The organism is Nocardia sp. NRRL WC-3656, from assembly GCF_000720265.1.
In the GTDB taxonomy this organism is placed as follows: Bacteria; Actinomycetota; Actinomycetes; order Mycobacteriales; family Mycobacteriaceae; genus Nocardia; species Nocardia nova.
In genome coordinates this window covers 1-15,120 of record NZ_JOJF01000058.1, presented here as the reverse complement: position 1 = coordinate 15,120, position 15,120 = coordinate 1, and the positions used below count along the sequence as shown (strand labels likewise).

General features: G+C 66.0%; 16 protein-coding genes and 3 pseudogenes. 4 read left to right on the top strand and 15 right to left on the bottom strand.

The window, feature by feature from the left end; translation table 11 throughout:
• Positions 1–94: 94 nt before the first annotated feature.
• From IG65_RS0133385 to IG65_RS0133350, 9 genes and pseudogenes are all read right to left on the bottom strand, one after another.
• Positions 95–724 (bottom strand): dihydrofolate reductase family protein, encoded by a 630-nt coding sequence (locus IG65_RS0133385; protein WP_051757310.1) that lies wholly within the window; start codon positions 722–724, stop codon positions 95–97.
• Positions 725–988: 264 nt separating this feature from the next.
• Positions 989–1,414: pseudogene (locus tag IG65_RS36320) on the bottom strand (hypothetical protein); the annotation flags it as partial.
• A 101-nt stretch (positions 1,415–1,515) separates the two neighbouring features.
• A complete protein-coding gene (locus tag IG65_RS39495) occupies positions 1,516–1,932 on the bottom strand; it encodes an arsenate reductase ArsC (protein WP_030518925.1) in 417 nt (138 codons plus the stop codon).
• 78 nt (positions 1,933–2,010) lie between these two features.
• Positions 2,011–2,388, bottom strand: a pseudogene (locus tag IG65_RS39705) (low molecular weight phosphatase family protein); the annotation flags it as partial.
• A complete protein-coding gene (locus IG65_RS0133370) occupies positions 2,385–2,819 on the bottom strand; it encodes a low molecular weight phosphatase family protein (protein WP_036526486.1) in 435 nt (144 codons plus the stop codon). The pseudogene IG65_RS39705 and the gene IG65_RS0133370, both read right to left, overlap by 4 nt.
• 30 nt (positions 2,820–2,849) lie before the next feature.
• A pseudogene (arsB, locus tag IG65_RS0133365) lies at positions 2,850–3,824 on the bottom strand (ACR3 family arsenite efflux transporter); the annotation flags it as partial.
• Positions 3,821–4,090 (bottom strand): metalloregulator ArsR/SmtB family transcription factor, encoded by a 270-nt coding sequence (locus IG65_RS0133360; protein WP_081879936.1) that lies wholly within the window; start codon positions 4,088–4,090, stop codon positions 3,821–3,823. The gene IG65_RS0133360 and the pseudogene arsB, both read right to left, overlap by 4 nt.
• Before the next feature lie 187 nt (positions 4,091–4,277).
• The gene (arsA, locus tag IG65_RS0133355) at positions 4,278–6,041 is read right to left on the bottom strand and encodes an arsenical pump-driving ATPase (RefSeq protein ID WP_030518921.1); all 1,764 of its coding nucleotides are present in this window, start codon (positions 6,039–6,041) and stop codon (positions 4,278–4,280) included.
• Between the two features lie 167 nt (positions 6,042–6,208).
• Entirely contained in the window at positions 6,209–6,745 is a 537-nt protein-coding gene (locus IG65_RS0133350) for an ArsI/CadI family heavy metal resistance metalloenzyme (protein WP_036526491.1), read from the bottom strand.
• Positions 6,746–6,841: 96 nt separating this feature from the next.
• Here IG65_RS0133350 and IG65_RS0133345 point away from each other — a divergent pair, with 96 nt between their 5' ends.
• Entirely contained in the window at positions 6,842–7,201 is a 360-nt protein-coding gene (locus IG65_RS0133345; protein WP_030518919.1) for an Rv2640c family ArsR-like transcriptional regulator, read from the top strand.
• 158 nt (positions 7,202–7,359) lie between these two features.
• Here the strand turns inward: IG65_RS0133345 and IG65_RS0133340 are convergent, their stop codons facing one another.
• The 3 genes from IG65_RS0133340 to IG65_RS0133325 form a co-directional block, all read right to left on the bottom strand.
• Positions 7,360–7,551: a hypothetical protein gene (locus tag IG65_RS0133340; protein WP_030518918.1), complete on the bottom strand. Its 192-nt coding sequence runs from the start codon at positions 7,549–7,551 to the stop codon at positions 7,360–7,362.
• Positions 7,552–7,907: 356 nt separating this feature from the next.
• Positions 7,908–8,924: an LLM class flavin-dependent oxidoreductase gene (locus IG65_RS0133330; protein WP_030518917.1), complete on the bottom strand. Its 1,017-nt coding sequence runs from the start codon at positions 8,922–8,924 to the stop codon at positions 7,908–7,910.
• A gap of 79 nt (positions 8,925–9,003) precedes the next feature.
• Positions 9,004–9,834, bottom strand: coding sequence for a PIG-L deacetylase family protein (locus tag IG65_RS0133325; RefSeq protein ID WP_030518916.1), 831 nt, complete (start codon positions 9,832–9,834; stop codon positions 9,004–9,006).
• A gap of 151 nt (positions 9,835–9,985) precedes the next feature.
• On the opposite strand from IG65_RS0133325, the gene IG65_RS39965 reads away from it, so the two are divergent.
• Positions 9,986–10,510 (top strand): PhoU domain-containing protein, encoded by a 525-nt coding sequence (locus IG65_RS39965; RefSeq protein ID WP_369801643.1) that lies wholly within the window; start codon positions 9,986–9,988, stop codon positions 10,508–10,510.
• On the opposite strand, the gene IG65_RS38260 is transcribed toward IG65_RS39965, so the two are convergent.
• Positions 10,393–11,283: a hypothetical protein gene (locus IG65_RS38260; RefSeq protein ID WP_156055920.1), complete on the bottom strand. Its 891-nt coding sequence runs from the start codon at positions 11,281–11,283 to the stop codon at positions 10,393–10,395. The genes IG65_RS39965 and IG65_RS38260 overlap by 118 nt on opposite strands.
• A gap of 292 nt (positions 11,284–11,575) precedes the next feature.
• Positions 11,576–12,007: a MarR family winged helix-turn-helix transcriptional regulator gene (locus IG65_RS0133305; RefSeq protein ID WP_030518912.1), complete on the bottom strand. Its 432-nt coding sequence runs from the start codon at positions 12,005–12,007 to the stop codon at positions 11,576–11,578.
• Between the two features lie 153 nt (positions 12,008–12,160).
• Between IG65_RS0133305 and IG65_RS0133300 the strand changes: the two genes are divergently transcribed.
• Complete coding sequence (locus IG65_RS0133300) at positions 12,161–12,355, top strand: hypothetical protein (protein ID WP_030518911.1); 195 nt, start codon at positions 12,161–12,163, stop codon at positions 12,353–12,355.
• Positions 12,356–13,172: 817 nt separating this feature from the next.
• On the opposite strand, the gene IG65_RS0133295 is transcribed toward IG65_RS0133300, so the two are convergent.
• Positions 13,173–13,715: a TetR/AcrR family transcriptional regulator gene (locus tag IG65_RS0133295; RefSeq protein ID WP_030518910.1), complete on the bottom strand. Its 543-nt coding sequence runs from the start codon at positions 13,713–13,715 to the stop codon at positions 13,173–13,175.
• Between the two features lie 39 nt (positions 13,716–13,754).
• On the opposite strand from IG65_RS0133295, the gene IG65_RS0133290 reads away from it, so the two are divergent.
• Positions 13,755–14,771, top strand: coding sequence for an alpha/beta fold hydrolase (locus IG65_RS0133290; RefSeq protein ID WP_156055919.1), 1,017 nt, complete (start codon positions 13,755–13,757; stop codon positions 14,769–14,771).
• Positions 14,772–15,120: the final 349 nt, after the last annotated feature.

Below are 15,120 nucleotides of genomic sequence, written 5' to 3'. Positions count from 1 at the left end.
CTCGCCCATATGCCAACGCGGACAGCATGTTCCGAGACGAGTTGAGGGTGGCACCGCTACGCGGTGCCACCCTCAACTCACTTCGACACAGAACCTAGTTGCGGACTCGGAACTTCAGGTGAAGTACGCCCTCGCCGCGGATGATCACATGCGGATCCTCCAGGCGGTGGCGACCGTCGATGCCACCGAAATACGGCTTGCCAGAACCGAATACGACCGGCACCACGTCCATCGCTACTTCGTCGACCAAGCCGGCCGCAAGGATCTGGCCGCCTACCTCGCCGGCATTCACAGCGACGTTTCGGTCGGCGGACAACTCGCGGGCCGTGGCTACCGCAGCGGTCACGTCGTCGACGAAATGGTAGGAGGCTTCGGGGTGCCAGTTGTCGGGTTTGGGGCGGTGTGAGACGACAACCACGTGCTCACCCGCGGGCGGGCGGCCCTCCCAGCCGTTCACCAGGTCGAAGAGGGTACGGCCCATGACGATGGCGCCGATCGATTCCCACATGGCGCGAACGTATTCGGCTGAGGCGGCGGAGACCTTGAAACGGCTGCCGGTTCCGGAATGGTCGAATATTTCGTCCATGCCGGCCGTGATGGGCGTGTCACCGTTGAAGTACCAGTCGTGCAGCGGGCCGACGTCGTCGTTCTTGTCGGCGATGTAACCGTCAACCGGTCGGGATACTCGACCACGAACCGCCTGGTGCACACGCCCATGAACCATCCATTGACGAACAGGGCGGGCACCGACGAGGAATCCGGATCCCACAGCCGAATCGGTCCAGCCAGGTTGAGAAACAAATGCGCCGATGGCATCGACGGCACATTCATCCGTCGGTGCCGCGGTACCCCCGTCAGACAGTAGATATCGTCAACGAACAGATCCAACGGCGGCGCAGGAACTCGGCCGACGTAGTGCATAGGGCCAGTCTTGTCGAAGTCCGCCCACGGTTCCACCCACCTTGTGCCGGATGGAGCCCTATGGTGTTCACAGCCTTCCGCGACTCGCGACCATGGAGTTGCCCATGGCCACCACCTCTGCACGGTAACAGGTGTATTCGGCTGCGCGCCTTGAACATCCGAACATCGTGGCCGTGTTCGACCACTGAGCTTCTGGCGACGTCGGCCTGTGGCTCACGATGCGCCGGATCACCGGCGGCGACGCGGGTTCCGCCATCCGGACAGCGCCGTGGTCGAACCCATTGCAGCGGTGGCGGGGCCGATACCGCTCGACCCAGTACGCCGGTACCGGCCCGAACCGCGGCACCACCGCGAACGGGCTTGCCTGCCGGGCGATCTCGTGCAGGCGCGCCTGCAGCACCCGCCGCTGCGGGACCGAGAAGCCGGTGCCGACGTTGCCGACGTAGACGAACTCCCCGCTCGGGGTGTGGGCGCCCAGGATCAGCGACCCGAACGTCCTGCTGCGTGGGCGGCTGCCCGGTGCCGGTAAGCCGAACTATCAGAACGTGTCGAATAGGTCGTTGGTACTGGGCCGAGCTTTGACGGTCGTGTCGGTCAGTTCGTGGTCTGGGTGGGGAGCAGTTCGGCGATGAGTTGTTCGATGTGGGTGCGGATTTGGTCGCGGATGGGTCGGACTGCGTCGATGCCGAGGCCGGCGGGGTCGTCGAGTTTCCAGTCGCGGTAGTCGACGCCGGGGAAGTAGGGGCAGGTGTCGCCGCAGCCCATGGTGATGACGATGTCGCTGGTTTGGACGGTGTCGGGGGTGAGGATTTTCGGGGTTTGGGCGGTGATGTCGATCCCGATCTCGGCCATGGCTTGGATTGCGGCGGGGTTGATCGTGTCGGCGGGTTCGGTTCCGGCGGAGCGGACTTCGACGCGGTTGCCGGCGAGGTGGGCGAGGAAGCCTTGGGCCATTTGGGAGCGTCCGGCGTTGTGGACGCAGACGAACAGGACGCTGGGGGTGGATGCCATGACGGGGCAGGGCCTTTCGAACGCTGGGGTTGGTTGGTTGGTGAGGTCGAGGTCGAGGTCGGCGATGAGGGCGCGGACGCGTTCTTCGATGGCGTCGCGGATGTCGCGGATTGTGGCGGGGTCGGCGCCGGTGAGGTCGGGCAGGTCCCATTCCTCGCAGCGGCCGACGGGGATGGTGGGGCAGACGTCGCCGCAGCCCATGCTGACGACGACGTCGGCGGCGTGCACGATTTCCTCGGTCCAGGGTTTGGGGAATTCCCGGATGATGTCGATACCGACTTCGGCCATGGTGTCGACGACGCCGGGTTCGATGCGGTCGCCGGGGGTGGTGCCGCCGGACCAGCCGGTGGCGGGGGTGAAGTTGTCGGCGAACTCGCGGTGCAGGTGGTCGGCGGCGGTGGCCAGCGCCGCGGCCTGGTCGATCGGGGCGGCCGATCTGGTGGTGGGGCTGGTCATGGTGCGCTCCGGGCGGTGGTGAGTCCGGTGTGGAGGGAGGTGACGCGGTCGGCGATGTCGTCGCGGATCAGGCGCATGCGTTCGATGCCGTCTATGCCGCGGTGGGAGGGTTCGTCGGTGTCCCACACCAGGATCCGCACCCCGGGCGGCGGATCGAGGCGGGCTTCGCGGCCGAGGATCACCACGGTGTCGATGCGGGAGAGCAGCTCGGGATCGACGGGTTTGGGGTGTTCGTCACCGACCTCGACACCCACTTCCGCGAGCACCTGCACCGACAGCTGATTCAACGCGGAGCCGGGGTCGGTTCCGGCGGAGTGAACCCTGATCGTGTCACCGGCGTGGTGGCGCAGGAGCGCGGCGGCCATCTGCGATTTGCCGCTGTTGCGCACGCACACGAACAGCACCGACGGCGCCGGCAGGTGGTCGCTCACCGCGAAACCCCTTCGGCCGCATCGGTGTCAGAGGGCTTGGCCGGAGGTGGCGCCGTAGGTGGCGATCGCGACGGCGATGGCGAGTTCGAAGTTGTTGCCCGCGGCGGTGAACGCGAGGGTGGTGGTGCGCTGGTAGCCGAGGCCGATCATGCGGCCGTAGAGGTAGCCGCCGCCCCACATGATCGCGAAATAGGCGAGCAGCGGCAGCGCGATCCGCGCGACGTCCCATGGCCGGGAGGTGATCTGGTGGCCTTGCAGGGCGAACAGGATCACGATCGTGAACAGCAGCCCGTAGAGGGCCCAGGGCCCGATCCGCGGGAGGAGTTTCGACTCGTACCAGTCGCGGCCGCGGGCTTTCTCGCCGAGGCGGCGGGTGAGGAATCCGGCGACCAGTGGGATGCCGAGGAAGATCAGTACCGATTTCGCGATCTGCCACGGCGAGGTGTCGATCGTGGTCTGCTCCAGGCCGAGCCATCCGGGCAGGACCGACAGGTAGAACCAGCCGAGCACGGCGAACATGACGACCTGGAAGATCGAGTTCAGCGCCACCAGGACGGCGGCGGCTTCGCGGTCGCCGCAGGCGAGGTCGTTCCAGATGATCACCATGGCAATACATCTGGCCAGGCCGACGATGATGAGCCCGGTGCGGTATTCGGGCAGGTCCGGCAGCAGCAGCCACGCCAGCGCGAACATCAGCGCGGGCCCGATCAGCCAGTTCAGGATCAGCGAGCCGATGAGCAGACGGCGATCACCGGTCACGGAGTCGAGGCGGTCGTAGCGGACCTTGGCCAGCACCGGATACATCATGACCAGCAGCCCGATCGCGATCGGCAGGCTGATCCCGTCCACCTCGACCGCCGACAACCCATCACCGAGTCCGGGGATCAGGCGCCCGAGGAGCAGGCCCGCGGCCATGGCGACGCCGATCCAGACGGGCAGGAACCGGTCCAGGGTGGACAGTTTGCCCACCACTGCGGGGTGGGCAGCCTGTTGGGTAGTGCTCACGCGGTCATCTCCAATCCGGCCTGGCGGCCGAGGACGAGCGACAGCCGCTCCAGCGCTTCGGGCACGATGCGGTAGTAGACCCAGGAGGCGCGGCGTTCGCTGGTGACCAGCCCGGCCTCGCGCAGCACCTTCAGGTGATGCGAGATGGTCGGTTGGGTGACGTCGAGACCGTCGGAGACGTCACACACGCACGCTTCCCCGCCGGCGCGTGCGGCGATCGCCGAGAGCACGCGCAGCCGCACCGGGTCGGCGAGGGCTTTGAACATCACCGCCAACTCGGCGGCTTCGCCGCTGGTCAGTGCACGGCCGATGGTTTCTGTGGCCTGGCATCCGGCCTGTTCGGCGCCCGGCGCCGTGACATCCACCCGTTGATTAGACACACATCGATATTGACCGAGATCGATATCGAGGGCAAGTGAATTCTGGGTGACACCTCCGGGCACCGGGACGCGGTTACCCGGCTGCGGTGTGGGCGGGGCGGGTGAGTGCGGCGAGTGCGGGAATCCCGACGGGTTCTTCGGCGAGTGCGGGGATGACCGCGTATCGGTCGGTGTAAGTGGTGGCCTTGTGGATCTGGTCGAGTTCGGCGGCGGCGCGGCGGCGCAGCAGCGGGTCGGTGGGTGCGGCAGCGGCCAGGCTGTTGTCGATAACCCACGCCCACGGGTGGATGCCGGCGCGTTCGAGGTCGGCTTGCAGCTCGGCGGCCTCGAGGACCGGGGTGGTTTCGGGCAAGGTGATCAGGAGAACTTTCGTGGCCTCGCGGTTCTGCAGCCGCATCAGCGGAGTGACGAATCGGGTGCCCGGCGCCATCTGGCGCACGATGTCGCGGTGGTAGGAGCCGGTGGCGTCGAGCAGCAGCAGCGTGTGGCCGGTGGGGGCGGTGTCGATGACGACGAACCTGCGCCGGGACTCGGCGATGACGTGTGAGAACGCTTGGAAGACAGCGACTTCGTCGGTGCACGGTGAGCGCAGATCCTCGGCGAGCGCGGCGCGAGCGGCCTCGTCGAGGCCCGCGCCCTTGCCGGCCATGACCCGGGCGCGGTAGTCGGCGACCGCGCGGGCGGGATCGATGCGCGAGACCTGCAGGTGTTCCAGGCTCCCGGCGACGGTCTCGGTGAGGTCGCCGGCGGGGTCGGTGGTCGACAAATGCACATCGTGGCCGCGCTCGGCCAGCGCGACAGCAACCGCGGCGGCCACGGTGGTTTTGCCGACCCCGCCCTTGCCCATGCACATGATCAGGCACGGCCCATCGCGTTCGATCTGCTCGATCAGCCCGGCCAGCGGCGCATCAGCCACCGCCGCCACCATCGGCTGCGCCGCCTCCACGGCGGGCATCGCCGGCGTGGGGTCGAACAGGGTCGTCAGGGCATCGAGGCCCACGATATTGGTGGGCTGAAGCTCGACCAGATCTCGCGGCAGCTCCCGCACGGTCGCGGGCATGGCCTCGATCGCGGCGCGTTCGCGGCGGCGGGTCGCGGCCACCAGCGGATCACCGGAATCGGTGGTGTCGGGCAGCGCGCCGTTGATCACCACATGCTGATCGGCGAGCCCGACACCGGCCAATTCGCTACGGGTGCGGGCGATCTCGGCCAGTGTCGACCGCGAGGGGCGCGCCACCAGCACCAGGCGGGTGCGGTGCGGATCCGCCAGCGCGTCGACCGCGGCCGCGTACACGGCCTTCTGTTTGTCCAGTCCCGACAGCGGGCCCAGGCAACTGGCATCGCCGCCGCCGGTGAGGAACTCACTCCAGCTGCCGGGCAACTGCAGCAACCGGATGGTGTGCCCGGTGGGCGCGGTGTCGAACAACACGTGGTCATAGCCGCTGGTCTCGTCGGTGAGCAGGGCGGTGAACTCGTTGAACGAAGCCACCTCCGTCGTGCACGAACCCGACAACTGCTCGGTCATCGACGCGATATCGGCCTCCGGCAGCACACCGCGCATCGGCGCGAGGATCCGCTCCCGATAGTCGGTCACCGCCTGCTCCGGGTCGATCTCGAGCGCCCACAACCGTGGCACGCCCGCGATCGCGGTCACCGTGTTGCCGACCGTGACACCGAATACCTGCCCCACATTCGACGCCGGATCGGTCGACACCAGCAGCACCCTCCGACCCGCCCGGGCCAGCGTCACCGCCGCCGCGCACGCGATCGAGGTCTTACCGACCCCGCCCTTGCCGGTGAAGAACACGAACCGCGGCACACCCGCGAGAAACTTCATCTCACCCACGCCACCACCACCTCCACAACCAAGACCGGCCATCCCGGTCCGTACGTTCCATTCGACCGTGTACCCCCCGCACCGCGGCAGAGGCAAACGTCCCCCACCCCGCACCGGCAGTGTCACCGCGCGGGTCGCGACCGCGCGGGCGGCCGCGCCCGCCGGTGTCAGCTACAGCAGCCGGCGCCGGAGGCGATCGCCTTCTCTTTCGCCTCGCTGGTGCAGCAGGCACCCGACTCGTCGCGAGCGGTTTCGCCCTCAGCCGCGCTGCCGGTGCCGCAGCATGCCTGTACCGCCTCGCCGTCACCGGTGGCGAATTCCGGTGCGGTACCGAAGTTCTCGGTACCGGCGAGCACGGTGTAAACCTCCCACTTCTCGGCGTTGGGACCCGTCACCCACACCTTGTCCTGGGTGGCGAAACAACACGTGGTCGCGATCTGCTCCTCGGTGAACAACCCCGCCTGCGACAGGCGCGCGATCTCACCGTGGACCTGCTCGGAGGTCTCGACCTCCACACCGAGATGATTGATCGTGCCGCCCTGACCGGTGTTCTCCAGCAGCACCAGCTTCAACGGCGGCTCCTCGATCGCGAAGTTGGCGTAGCCCGGCTTGCGCTTGGCCGGTTCGGTATTGAACAGGGTCGAGTAGAAGGTGATCGCCTGCTCGAGATCGTCGACATTCAAGGCCAGTTGCACGCGGGACATGAGAACCTCCATAGTGAGACATATGTCGAAAAAGTGGATGCCGCCGAGTCTGCCACCTTTTCGACATATGTCAATCGCACAGGTAGTGTGGACGCCATGCCCAAAGCGTTGCCCGTGATCGACATGTCCGCCCCGGTCTGCTGCGCACCGGTCGCGGCCGGCCCGGTCGACGACACCGCCGCCCTCGAGGTCGCCCTGCGCCTGAAAGCGCTCGCCGACCCCGTGCGCGTGAAACTCATGTCACTGCTGCTGGCCAGCCCCGGCACCGGCGAAAATGGTGGCGACCTCGCCTCCGCGGTCGGCCTGTCGGAATCCACGGTCAGCCACCACCTTTCGCAACTGCGCAAGGCGGGCCTGGTCGATTCGGAACGAGCCGGGATGAACGTCGTCCACCACGCCAAACGCGACGCGCTCGCCGCGCTGTGCGTGGTCTTGGACCCCAACTGCTGCCGCTGAGAGACGCGCGGCGTCGTACCGGACATGACCACTGCGCAACCACACCCCGGGGTCGCCGAACGCTGGACTCAGGCCCGGATACGTAACCTGCTGGCCAGCACCTATGGGCGACCCCAGATCGCGCGCCGAAATCGACTGCGCGCGGCGGAGTCGGGAACTCACTGCCCCGGTGCCGTGTCCCCGGCAGGGGTGAGCAGCCGCAGCGGCCACCAATACGGGTACGAACCAGGTACGGCCGCCTCATCCCCCGTCGCGGCGATCAGCGCCCGGGCGTCGTCTTCGATCTCGACGATCTCGAAGACGTGGTCGCTGTCTGCCGACTTCTTGACCAGGGAACCCACCTCCAACACACGTCGACAATACGAGACCCGACCGAACGGTCTGCCAAACCGTGCAGCACCTACGAGTCGACGACGCCGGTGTACGTCCGTGCCTCGGGATCGCCGGGTTCGACGGGGCGGCCGTCGATGTCGCCGCACCACTCGATGCGGTCACCCACCGCGATCTGCTCACCCACGCGGCACGGTCTCCGCATGCGCACGAGACGACTGCGAGTACTTCGGCCCCAGACTCGACCTGCAATGCCGACCGGTCGCCTACTACTCCCCCGCCGACCTCGAAAAGATCCCACAGAGCCCGAACCCGAGGAACCGGAAACGAGCGCGCAGCAGTCAACTGGACGCAGACGATCCGCCGGCTGGACCTGCTACGGGGTTTGCCTGTGACTGTGCGCGAGAAGGTCGTCGGCCAGCAGCTCGAACGACTCGCGTCGATCGCTCGGGTCGTAGAGGTCGGTCTTGATCAGAAGTTCATCCGCTTCGGTGGCCTCTGCCAAGTCCTGCAAGCGCGTCAACACGGTCGACGGCGACCCGATGAAGACCCCGCCCAGTTCGTCTGCGGCCGCCCGCCGGGTCGCATACCCATAGTGTTCGGCGATCTGCGGGCTGGGTAAGCGTATCGGCTGTCCCTCCTTTCGCCGTGCGATCTTCATCCTCAATGGTCCGGAAAGCCACTGCGCACGTTCGTCGCTTTCGGCGGCGATCACTGCCACGCTGACCATGGTCCGCGGCGCCGGGCACAATGTTGACGGCTGAAAAGCCTGCCGGTAGACGCGGTTGGCCGCGATCGTGTTACTCGGTTGAAGGTGGTGGGCCGCGGCGAAAGGAAGACCGAGAGCACCGGCGACCCGCGCGGTGTAGTCGCTACTTCCGAGCAGCCAGATTTCGGGCCGGTTTCCGTCCGCGGGCACTGCCGCGGCGCGATCCTCGCTCTGTTCGTCGAACAGCTCCAGCAATTCCCGGACCTGGCCTTCGAAGGGCGTCGCTGCCCGGTCGTGGGGGCTGCGGATGCGGTCGGTGACCTCGCGCGGCCCGCCCAGGGCCCGTCCGAGTCCGAGGTCGATACGCGCAGGATGAAAGGCCTCCAGCGTGCCGAATTGTTCTGCGATCACGATGGGCGAGTGGTTCGGTGTCATGACACCACCGGCTCCTACCCGCATGTGGTGGGTCACCGATGCGACGCGGTCGATGACGACTGCCGGTGCGGCACTGGCTACTCCGCGCATTCCGTGGTGCTCGGGTATCCAAAACCGGTGGTAGCCGAGACCATCGACGAACTGCGCCAGCTCGACGCACTCACGCAGCGCCTGGCTTGCGTTCGAGCCTTGCACGATCGGCGCAGTATCCAGGACCGAAAACCGAAGCGCGGTTCGACTTTTCGTCATGAAGGGCACCTTTCCGCCGTGCGACGCGCAAACTCGACAACTCTCGACTCGGTCAGCGTGTCGGTTCCTTGTTCGGCGCTCAGATGAGCCCGGCGAAGAGATCGTCTTCCGGTGTCGGCGCCCCAGTGACATCGAATGCGCGAATGTATTCTTCCACGGCGAAGACGGTGGGCCAGAGTTCCTCCGGAACTTTCGCGGTCGTGGAGGTATGGATCTGGCTGGCGTGGGAAAACAGTGCCGACCGCTTCCTGGACACAACCGAGCGGATGTCGACGCGCGCGGCCACGTGTTCATCGATACCGTCGGTGACCGCGCGCCGGCTGCGGTCGGGTTCGGGATAGTCGATTCCCGCCTCGCGCAGAGCATTTCGCAACCGCGTCCAATACCGGGTCCCGTGCGCCGCGTAGTACAACTTCGCCGCCACGCCACCCGCGCGAACGGCAGCTTCTGTCGCGCGCGCGGCATGGATGTGGTCCACATGCCGGGTGCCGGTCGGCTCGTGAGTGACGACAACCTGCGGGCGGTGTTTTTCGATGAGTGCGCCCAACTCCTCGGCGACGGTCTGCAGTGGTATGTCAGCAAAGACGGTGCACGCCGGACGCACCTGATCGATCGAGCCCGAATCGTGGTGAGATAGAAGTTCGAGCGTGCCCACACCGAGATGCGCACACGCTGTACGCAACTCCGCAAGACGTGTTTGGGCAACCCTCTCCGCATTGTGGCCCGCGGAACCAGGTTTCGCACCGTCGATTCCGTCACCACACTCGCCGTTCGTGCAGGTGACCAGAATGGTACGCACCCCACGCCGCCGTGCGTACAGGCTCAAAATGCCTCCCGCGCTGGTGGATTCGTCATCCGGGTGGGCCATGACCGCCATCAAGGTCGGGGTTGAAGCTGAGCCGGACGGCATCGAAGGTCCTTTCCGTCGTTCACCGGCCGCGGGGACGACTGTGTCGGCATCGGCCTTGCGATCATTGTTGCTTACGCCCAGACGGCGACGTACGGCACCGAGAATCGACGTTGACCTCCAAAGTTCATGTCTCACAGAACCCTAGGCAGCTATGACAGCAGGTGCAGTCCTCGGCCACAGCTCTGAGCTTTGGCCAGCCGGACCGGCCGGCTGGTCAAGCGGTGAATCAACAGGCTCTTTCGCCACGTGGGACCTGCACCGCATGGCGGTGCTCGCCGGGCATATCGCCACCAACGCCGCCGCCGTCCTCGATACCGGCGACGCGGACGCCGCCGCTGGTCTGGACGCCCACGACGACACCATGGACCAGCTGCACGAACAACTCCTGGCTGTGGTGCTGGGTCGCGACTGGACCTACGGCGTCCCCACCGCGGTCGATCTGACCCTGCTGGGCCGCTCCCACGAACGCTTCGCCGAGAACGCCGTGGAAGTCGGGGCGCCGCACCATCTTCCTCACCACCGGCGAAACCACCCACCACACCCGACACCTGAGATGGTTCACATCGTCCAGTCGCCTATGGGCTTTCCACCCCCGCCCCACACGAGCCCGACCATCGCCGCTCGCGAGCCGGCAGAAGCTGCATTCGGTCGATCCTCAGCGCGCAAAACGTCATAGACCGCCCGCATCAGGTCTAGACCGCCGGCGCAGGAGAGGCGGTAGCCGATCCCTCTGATCCGAGCTCTGGCAACCAGAGCCGCCTCGACGGATTCGCCGCTGGTGAGGAGTTCGTCGAGATACGCCGCATTCCACAGCAGCGGTTTCCGGTCGTCGATGACCTCGTCGAAATGGGCCGCGCTGATCTCGGCGAGTTGGGTGATCTCGCGCGCTGCCAGTTGTGGTGTCCTGCCGAGTTTGTCCCACAACCCCGTGAGCTGCCCGAGCGTGGCCGAAAAGCTGGCCTGGCACCGTTGCTCGTGGGTGCCTTCGCCCGCGTCGAGGCGATGCACCTGCACGGGCTGCTCGGCCGCGACAACCACCTCATCGCCGCGGCGAATCTCGTCTTCCACGGTTCGCAGCAGATCGGACCCTCCGGCGCGGTTCAGCTGATGACCGATCCCTCGAATCTCGACGAACGGGCGAATCCGCTTCTCGACCGGGCGGTCTCGGGACAAACACATATCCAAGTAGTCAATGTTGAGCGCGAGGCGCTGCTCATCTGTGCTCGAGTCCTCGGCGGCCGCGGCGAGTTGAATCAGGCGTTGCGCGACTTCCGCAGTCGTCATATTCGTGATCGCGGGAGACCGCGGCTGGGCTGATTCTCCTCGGTGCCGTTCGCTGGAGGCGTGCCGCGCGCCGGGTGCGCGAGCTCCAGGTTTCAGTTGCAGTTGTTGCGCGGTTTCGATGGGAGCGGTGCGGTTGTCCTTGCGCCCCCAGATGTTCTTGAACACGGTCTGACCCCCATGATCAACAGGACTTCCTGATCCTCGATTGCTCGGATGCTCCCACGACCACCACCACAAGCACCTCGAATCGGCGGGATCGGAACAATATTCGCCCGCCGCGGTGCCTCACCGACACAGGGCCTTTCGACGATCCCCACCTCGCCGAGCTTGTGCGCCGCACAGCCGCGCTGGTCGCTTCGAACTACGCGGGCCGCGGCATGATCACTGCCCGCCGCGCCGCACGGTGAGCGTCCCAACAAGGATCGACCCACGGGCGAGGCCCCGACGCTACAGGGATTCACCGGTCACCGCGTGCCTGCTCCAGCGAGGCGGCGAGCGCGGCCCGGATATCTCCGCGGATTCCGGCCGCCCGCAATCGGGCGATCCATTCCCGGTCGATATCGGCGACGGCCGTGCGCGCCACGCGAACAGCGCGGCGGCCTTTACCGGTCAACACGATCAGGCGCGCACGCCTGTCTGCCGGATCGGGCCGGCGGGCAAGGTAGCCCAGCTCGATCAGACTCGTGACGAGTTCCCCCATGGATTGGTGTGTGATCCCCGCGCGGGCAGCCAGCGTGGTAAGCCGAGTGCCGCCCGGGTCGAGGTTGTAGAACACCGGGTGGTGGGCCGCGGTGATGTCGGTATAGCCGGCCGCGTGCAACCTCGTGACGAGTTCGCTGACGATGACGGCGCCGATACCGCGCAGCAGCGCGATGAGCGGCTGATTCATACACTCGCACCTCTCGACAGTATGCAGGCTACCTGCCTACTATTATGCAGGTAGCCTGCATACTGAGGTGATCACCATGCGAAAGCCCATTGCCGCCGTCGGCACCGTCGCCTTTTTCCTTGTCGTGCCCGGCACCGTCGCCGGCCTCGTGCCGTGGTGGATCTCGCACTCGGCCAACTCGCTCTACTGGGCTACGCGGCACTCATCTGGATACTCACCGCCACGTTCGTACTCGCCTACGAACAGCCGACCCTCACCGCACGCTACGGCGCGCAATACGAACGCTACCGCACCGCCGTCCCCGCCTGGCTGCCCCGACTACACCCCTGGCGTCAACCCGCTGATTAGAAGGTCTCGAAGCAGGCCACCGGGCTGATCGAGCAGATGTCCTAGCAGGCATCACCGGTAGTATTGTTCCGTTATTCAACAGGATTCGCTTCTGTAGTGGATCGGGTTCAGCACGCGCTTCAACATCGATGATCCGGCTGACGCCCCCCGCACAACGAATCATGGACGCAGCCGACTTACTGGATCCCATCGGCCCTCTTCGCCACGGCTCCGACGATGCTCGCCGTCGCGCCTTCCAGACTCGCCCGAACGCCATACCACTTCGAATCGATGGCCGATCTGCAGGACCGCCCGCATCACCGCATCGTCACTGCTCGCCGCGATCACCATCGGCACCGCACTCGTCACGACAACCGCTGCGGCACACGCCGATCCACGCCCCGACCCATGGGCACAGCGCCAAATCGACGCACAAACCGAAGACGCACCCGGATTCCTCAACTCCATCAACGAACAATCGGATTCAGCCGGGTCGCCGATTCATTCGGACCTACAGGACGTCGACAGGACGTCGCGGAATCACTGGGGATCAGGCAGCCTCCGAAAGGCCGGTCAAGCGATGTGCGACTCCTTCGCCCTGCGCACGATCTCGAACTCGCCGGCGTGGCGCTCGACCCGCACCGCATGACCACACGACCCGAGGAACCCCGAACCCAAACTCGTCGCCTACGCGAAAACCCGCAGCGGACGCAGTTACAGACTGGCCGGTGCAGACCTGCCCGAAGGGGCGGCGACGGCTCCCCCTGAGCCATACCGTTCGAGACCGAGGTCAGCACGAAGTCGGCGGTGTTGCCGGTCGGTGTTGCGCGAGCTGCGCCTACTCCCTGTTGATAAGGCCGATCACCGCTGAACGCAGAGTCGGCTGCGGCTCATCGGCATACAGTTCGGCCAAAGCGATTTCGGCGACCATCGCGACGACCAGGTGCGCCACGGCCGCAGGATCGTCCCACCCGATAGCCCGTAGATCCGGCTCGATGACTGCAGCCACTGCTCGATTGCGCGCATGGACCTCATCGAGCAAGTCGGTGTCGGTACGCGACTGAGCAAGAAAGGCTTTCGTACCGCGCGTCCGCAAACATGCATCCAGATACGAAGTGACGCCAGCGGCAAGACGGGAAAAACCCGGGGCGAGATCGCCGATTTCGGCGAGGATCGCTTCGGCCAGAACATCGTGGTAGCGGCGGTGCAGGGCGATCATGTAACTACGTCGGTCCGAAAAATGGTGATAGAAGCTGCCTTTGGACATTCCCGCCGCCGCAACCACAGCGTTGACCGATAGCCCCCGCAGTCCCGCACGCTCGGCCACCACAGAACCGGCGTCCAACAGCGCCCTACGACCGGGCTCCGAGGGTCGGGCCATGACCGCTCTCCTCTCTCAGGCTGCCGCCAGCGTATCCCGATGCTACATTATGACCGGCCGGTCGGTCATTCCTTCCGCGGCGGGGGCGGAAGGACTGCTGACCGGCTATACAAACGAAGGAGTGCGTCGATGCGACGAGTGATATCCGTTGCCACGCTGGCTGCTACGGTGCTCGTGACAACAGCCGGTCCAGCCGTGGCCGACGATCATGTACCCGATCCCGCCCCCTCCTACAGCTATCTGGGTGGTGTGCAGGCCGAGTTGACCGGACCGGGGCAATCGCCTCCTGGGGCCAACGATCGATCGTGCCGGCGGACCGCAGCACATCCGAATCCCGTTGTGCTGCTCCACGGATTGTCGAACGACACCATCAGCTGGAATACACTGTCGCCAGTGTTGGCCGACGCTGGCTACTGCGTGTACACCACCACCTACGGATCCGAGGGGCTGGGCCCGATCGGCGCCACCGCTCCCGTGCAGGACAGCGCCACACAGATCGGCAACTTCATAGATCGGGTCGAGGCCGCCACGGGGGCGAAACAGGTTGACTTGGTGAGTCATTCGATAGGCGGGGTGGTGGCCTACTACTACCTGAGCCGACTCGGCGGGGCGTCGAAGATCGGCCGTTACGTCGCACTGGCCGCCCCCCTGCACGGATCGACGGTCAGCGGTCTCGCCGGTGTGCAGCCGCTGGTGGAATCCACCGGGAGCGGCGCGGCGGCCACCCGTCACTGCGGACCGTGTCAGCTGTCACCCGGGGCACCGTTCCTGCAAGACCTCGAACCGAACCCCGATGCCACACCGGCGATCCCGTTCACCATGATCGTCACCCGCTACGACCAGATCGCCACCCCCTACACCACAGGCCTTCTCGACGGCCACAACGTGCACAACGTTGTACTACAAGATCTTTGCCCGACCGACTTCACCGAACACAACGAGCTGACATCGGATCCAGTAGCGATACACGAAGTACTCGACGCACTCGACCCCGCCCACGCCACCCCACCGACATGCACGATCGTCCTCCCTCTCCTAGGGCCCCCTTCCCGATAGCAAAACCCAAACGCCCGAACTATCCGCGACACCCTGTCAGCGATCGCCGAGACCGTGCAGCAGCCCCTCCATGCAATGATGCAGGAGCCGGGTCCAGCACCCGAATTGCGGCGTGGTCGGCGGCCGTTCGGAACGCTTCACAACGCAGACGCCGGGCAGTGAGTTCCGAGGGACAGCGCACGTCTCGAACCCACCTGATACACCCGATTTCGACACCGCATTCTGCTGACCGGGGTGCGACCGGATCGGTGGGACTGTCTGAGATCTTGTGGGCGGGACGGTGATCGGAGAGGCTGAGGCCGAGCGTCTCAGCGGAAGGGATCATCGTGTCGGAGGAGTCGATGCCGGC

Excerpts from the sequence above, each read along its gene's own strand:
- IG65_RS0133345 (WP_030518919.1), top strand. The coding sequence starts at position 6,842 with ATGCCCAAAGCGTTGCCCGTGATCGACATGTCCGCCCCGGTCTGCTGC.
- IG65_RS0133360 (WP_081879936.1), bottom strand. The coding sequence starts at position 4,090 with ATGTTCAAAGCCCTCGCCGACCCGGTGCGGCTGCGCGTGCTCTCGGCG.
- IG65_RS0133325 (WP_030518916.1), bottom strand. The coding sequence starts at position 9,834 with ATGCCGTCCGGCTCAGCTTCAACCCCGACCTTGATGGCGGTCATGGCC.
- IG65_RS0133385 (WP_051757310.1), bottom strand. The coding sequence starts at position 724 with ATGGTTCATGGGCGTGTGCACCAGGCGGTTCGTGGTCGAGTATCCCGA.
- IG65_RS0133330 (WP_030518917.1), bottom strand. The coding sequence starts at position 8,924 with ATGACGAAAAGTCGAACCGCGCTTCGGTTTTCGGTCCTGGATACTGCG.
- IG65_RS0133305 (WP_030518912.1), bottom strand. The coding sequence starts at position 12,007 with ATGAATCAGCCGCTCATCGCGCTGCTGCGCGGTATCGGCGCCGTCATC.
- IG65_RS39495 (WP_030518925.1), bottom strand. The coding sequence starts at position 1,932 with ATGGCATCCACCCCCAGCGTCCTGTTCGTCTGCGTCCACAACGCCGGA.
- IG65_RS0133290 (WP_156055919.1), top strand. The coding sequence starts at position 13,755 with ATGCTACATTATGACCGGCCGGTCGGTCATTCCTTCCGCGGCGGGGGC.
- IG65_RS0133295 (WP_030518910.1), bottom strand. The coding sequence starts at position 13,715 with ATGGCCCGACCCTCGGAGCCCGGTCGTAGGGCGCTGTTGGACGCCGGT.
- IG65_RS0133350 (WP_036526491.1), bottom strand. The coding sequence starts at position 6,745 with ATGTCCCGCGTGCAACTGGCCTTGAATGTCGACGATCTCGAGCAGGCG.
- IG65_RS39965 (WP_369801643.1), top strand. The coding sequence starts at position 9,986 with ATGACAGCAGGTGCAGTCCTCGGCCACAGCTCTGAGCTTTGGCCAGCC.
- arsA (WP_030518921.1), bottom strand. The coding sequence starts at position 6,041 with ATGAAGTTTCTCGCGGGTGTGCCGCGGTTCGTGTTCTTCACCGGCAAG.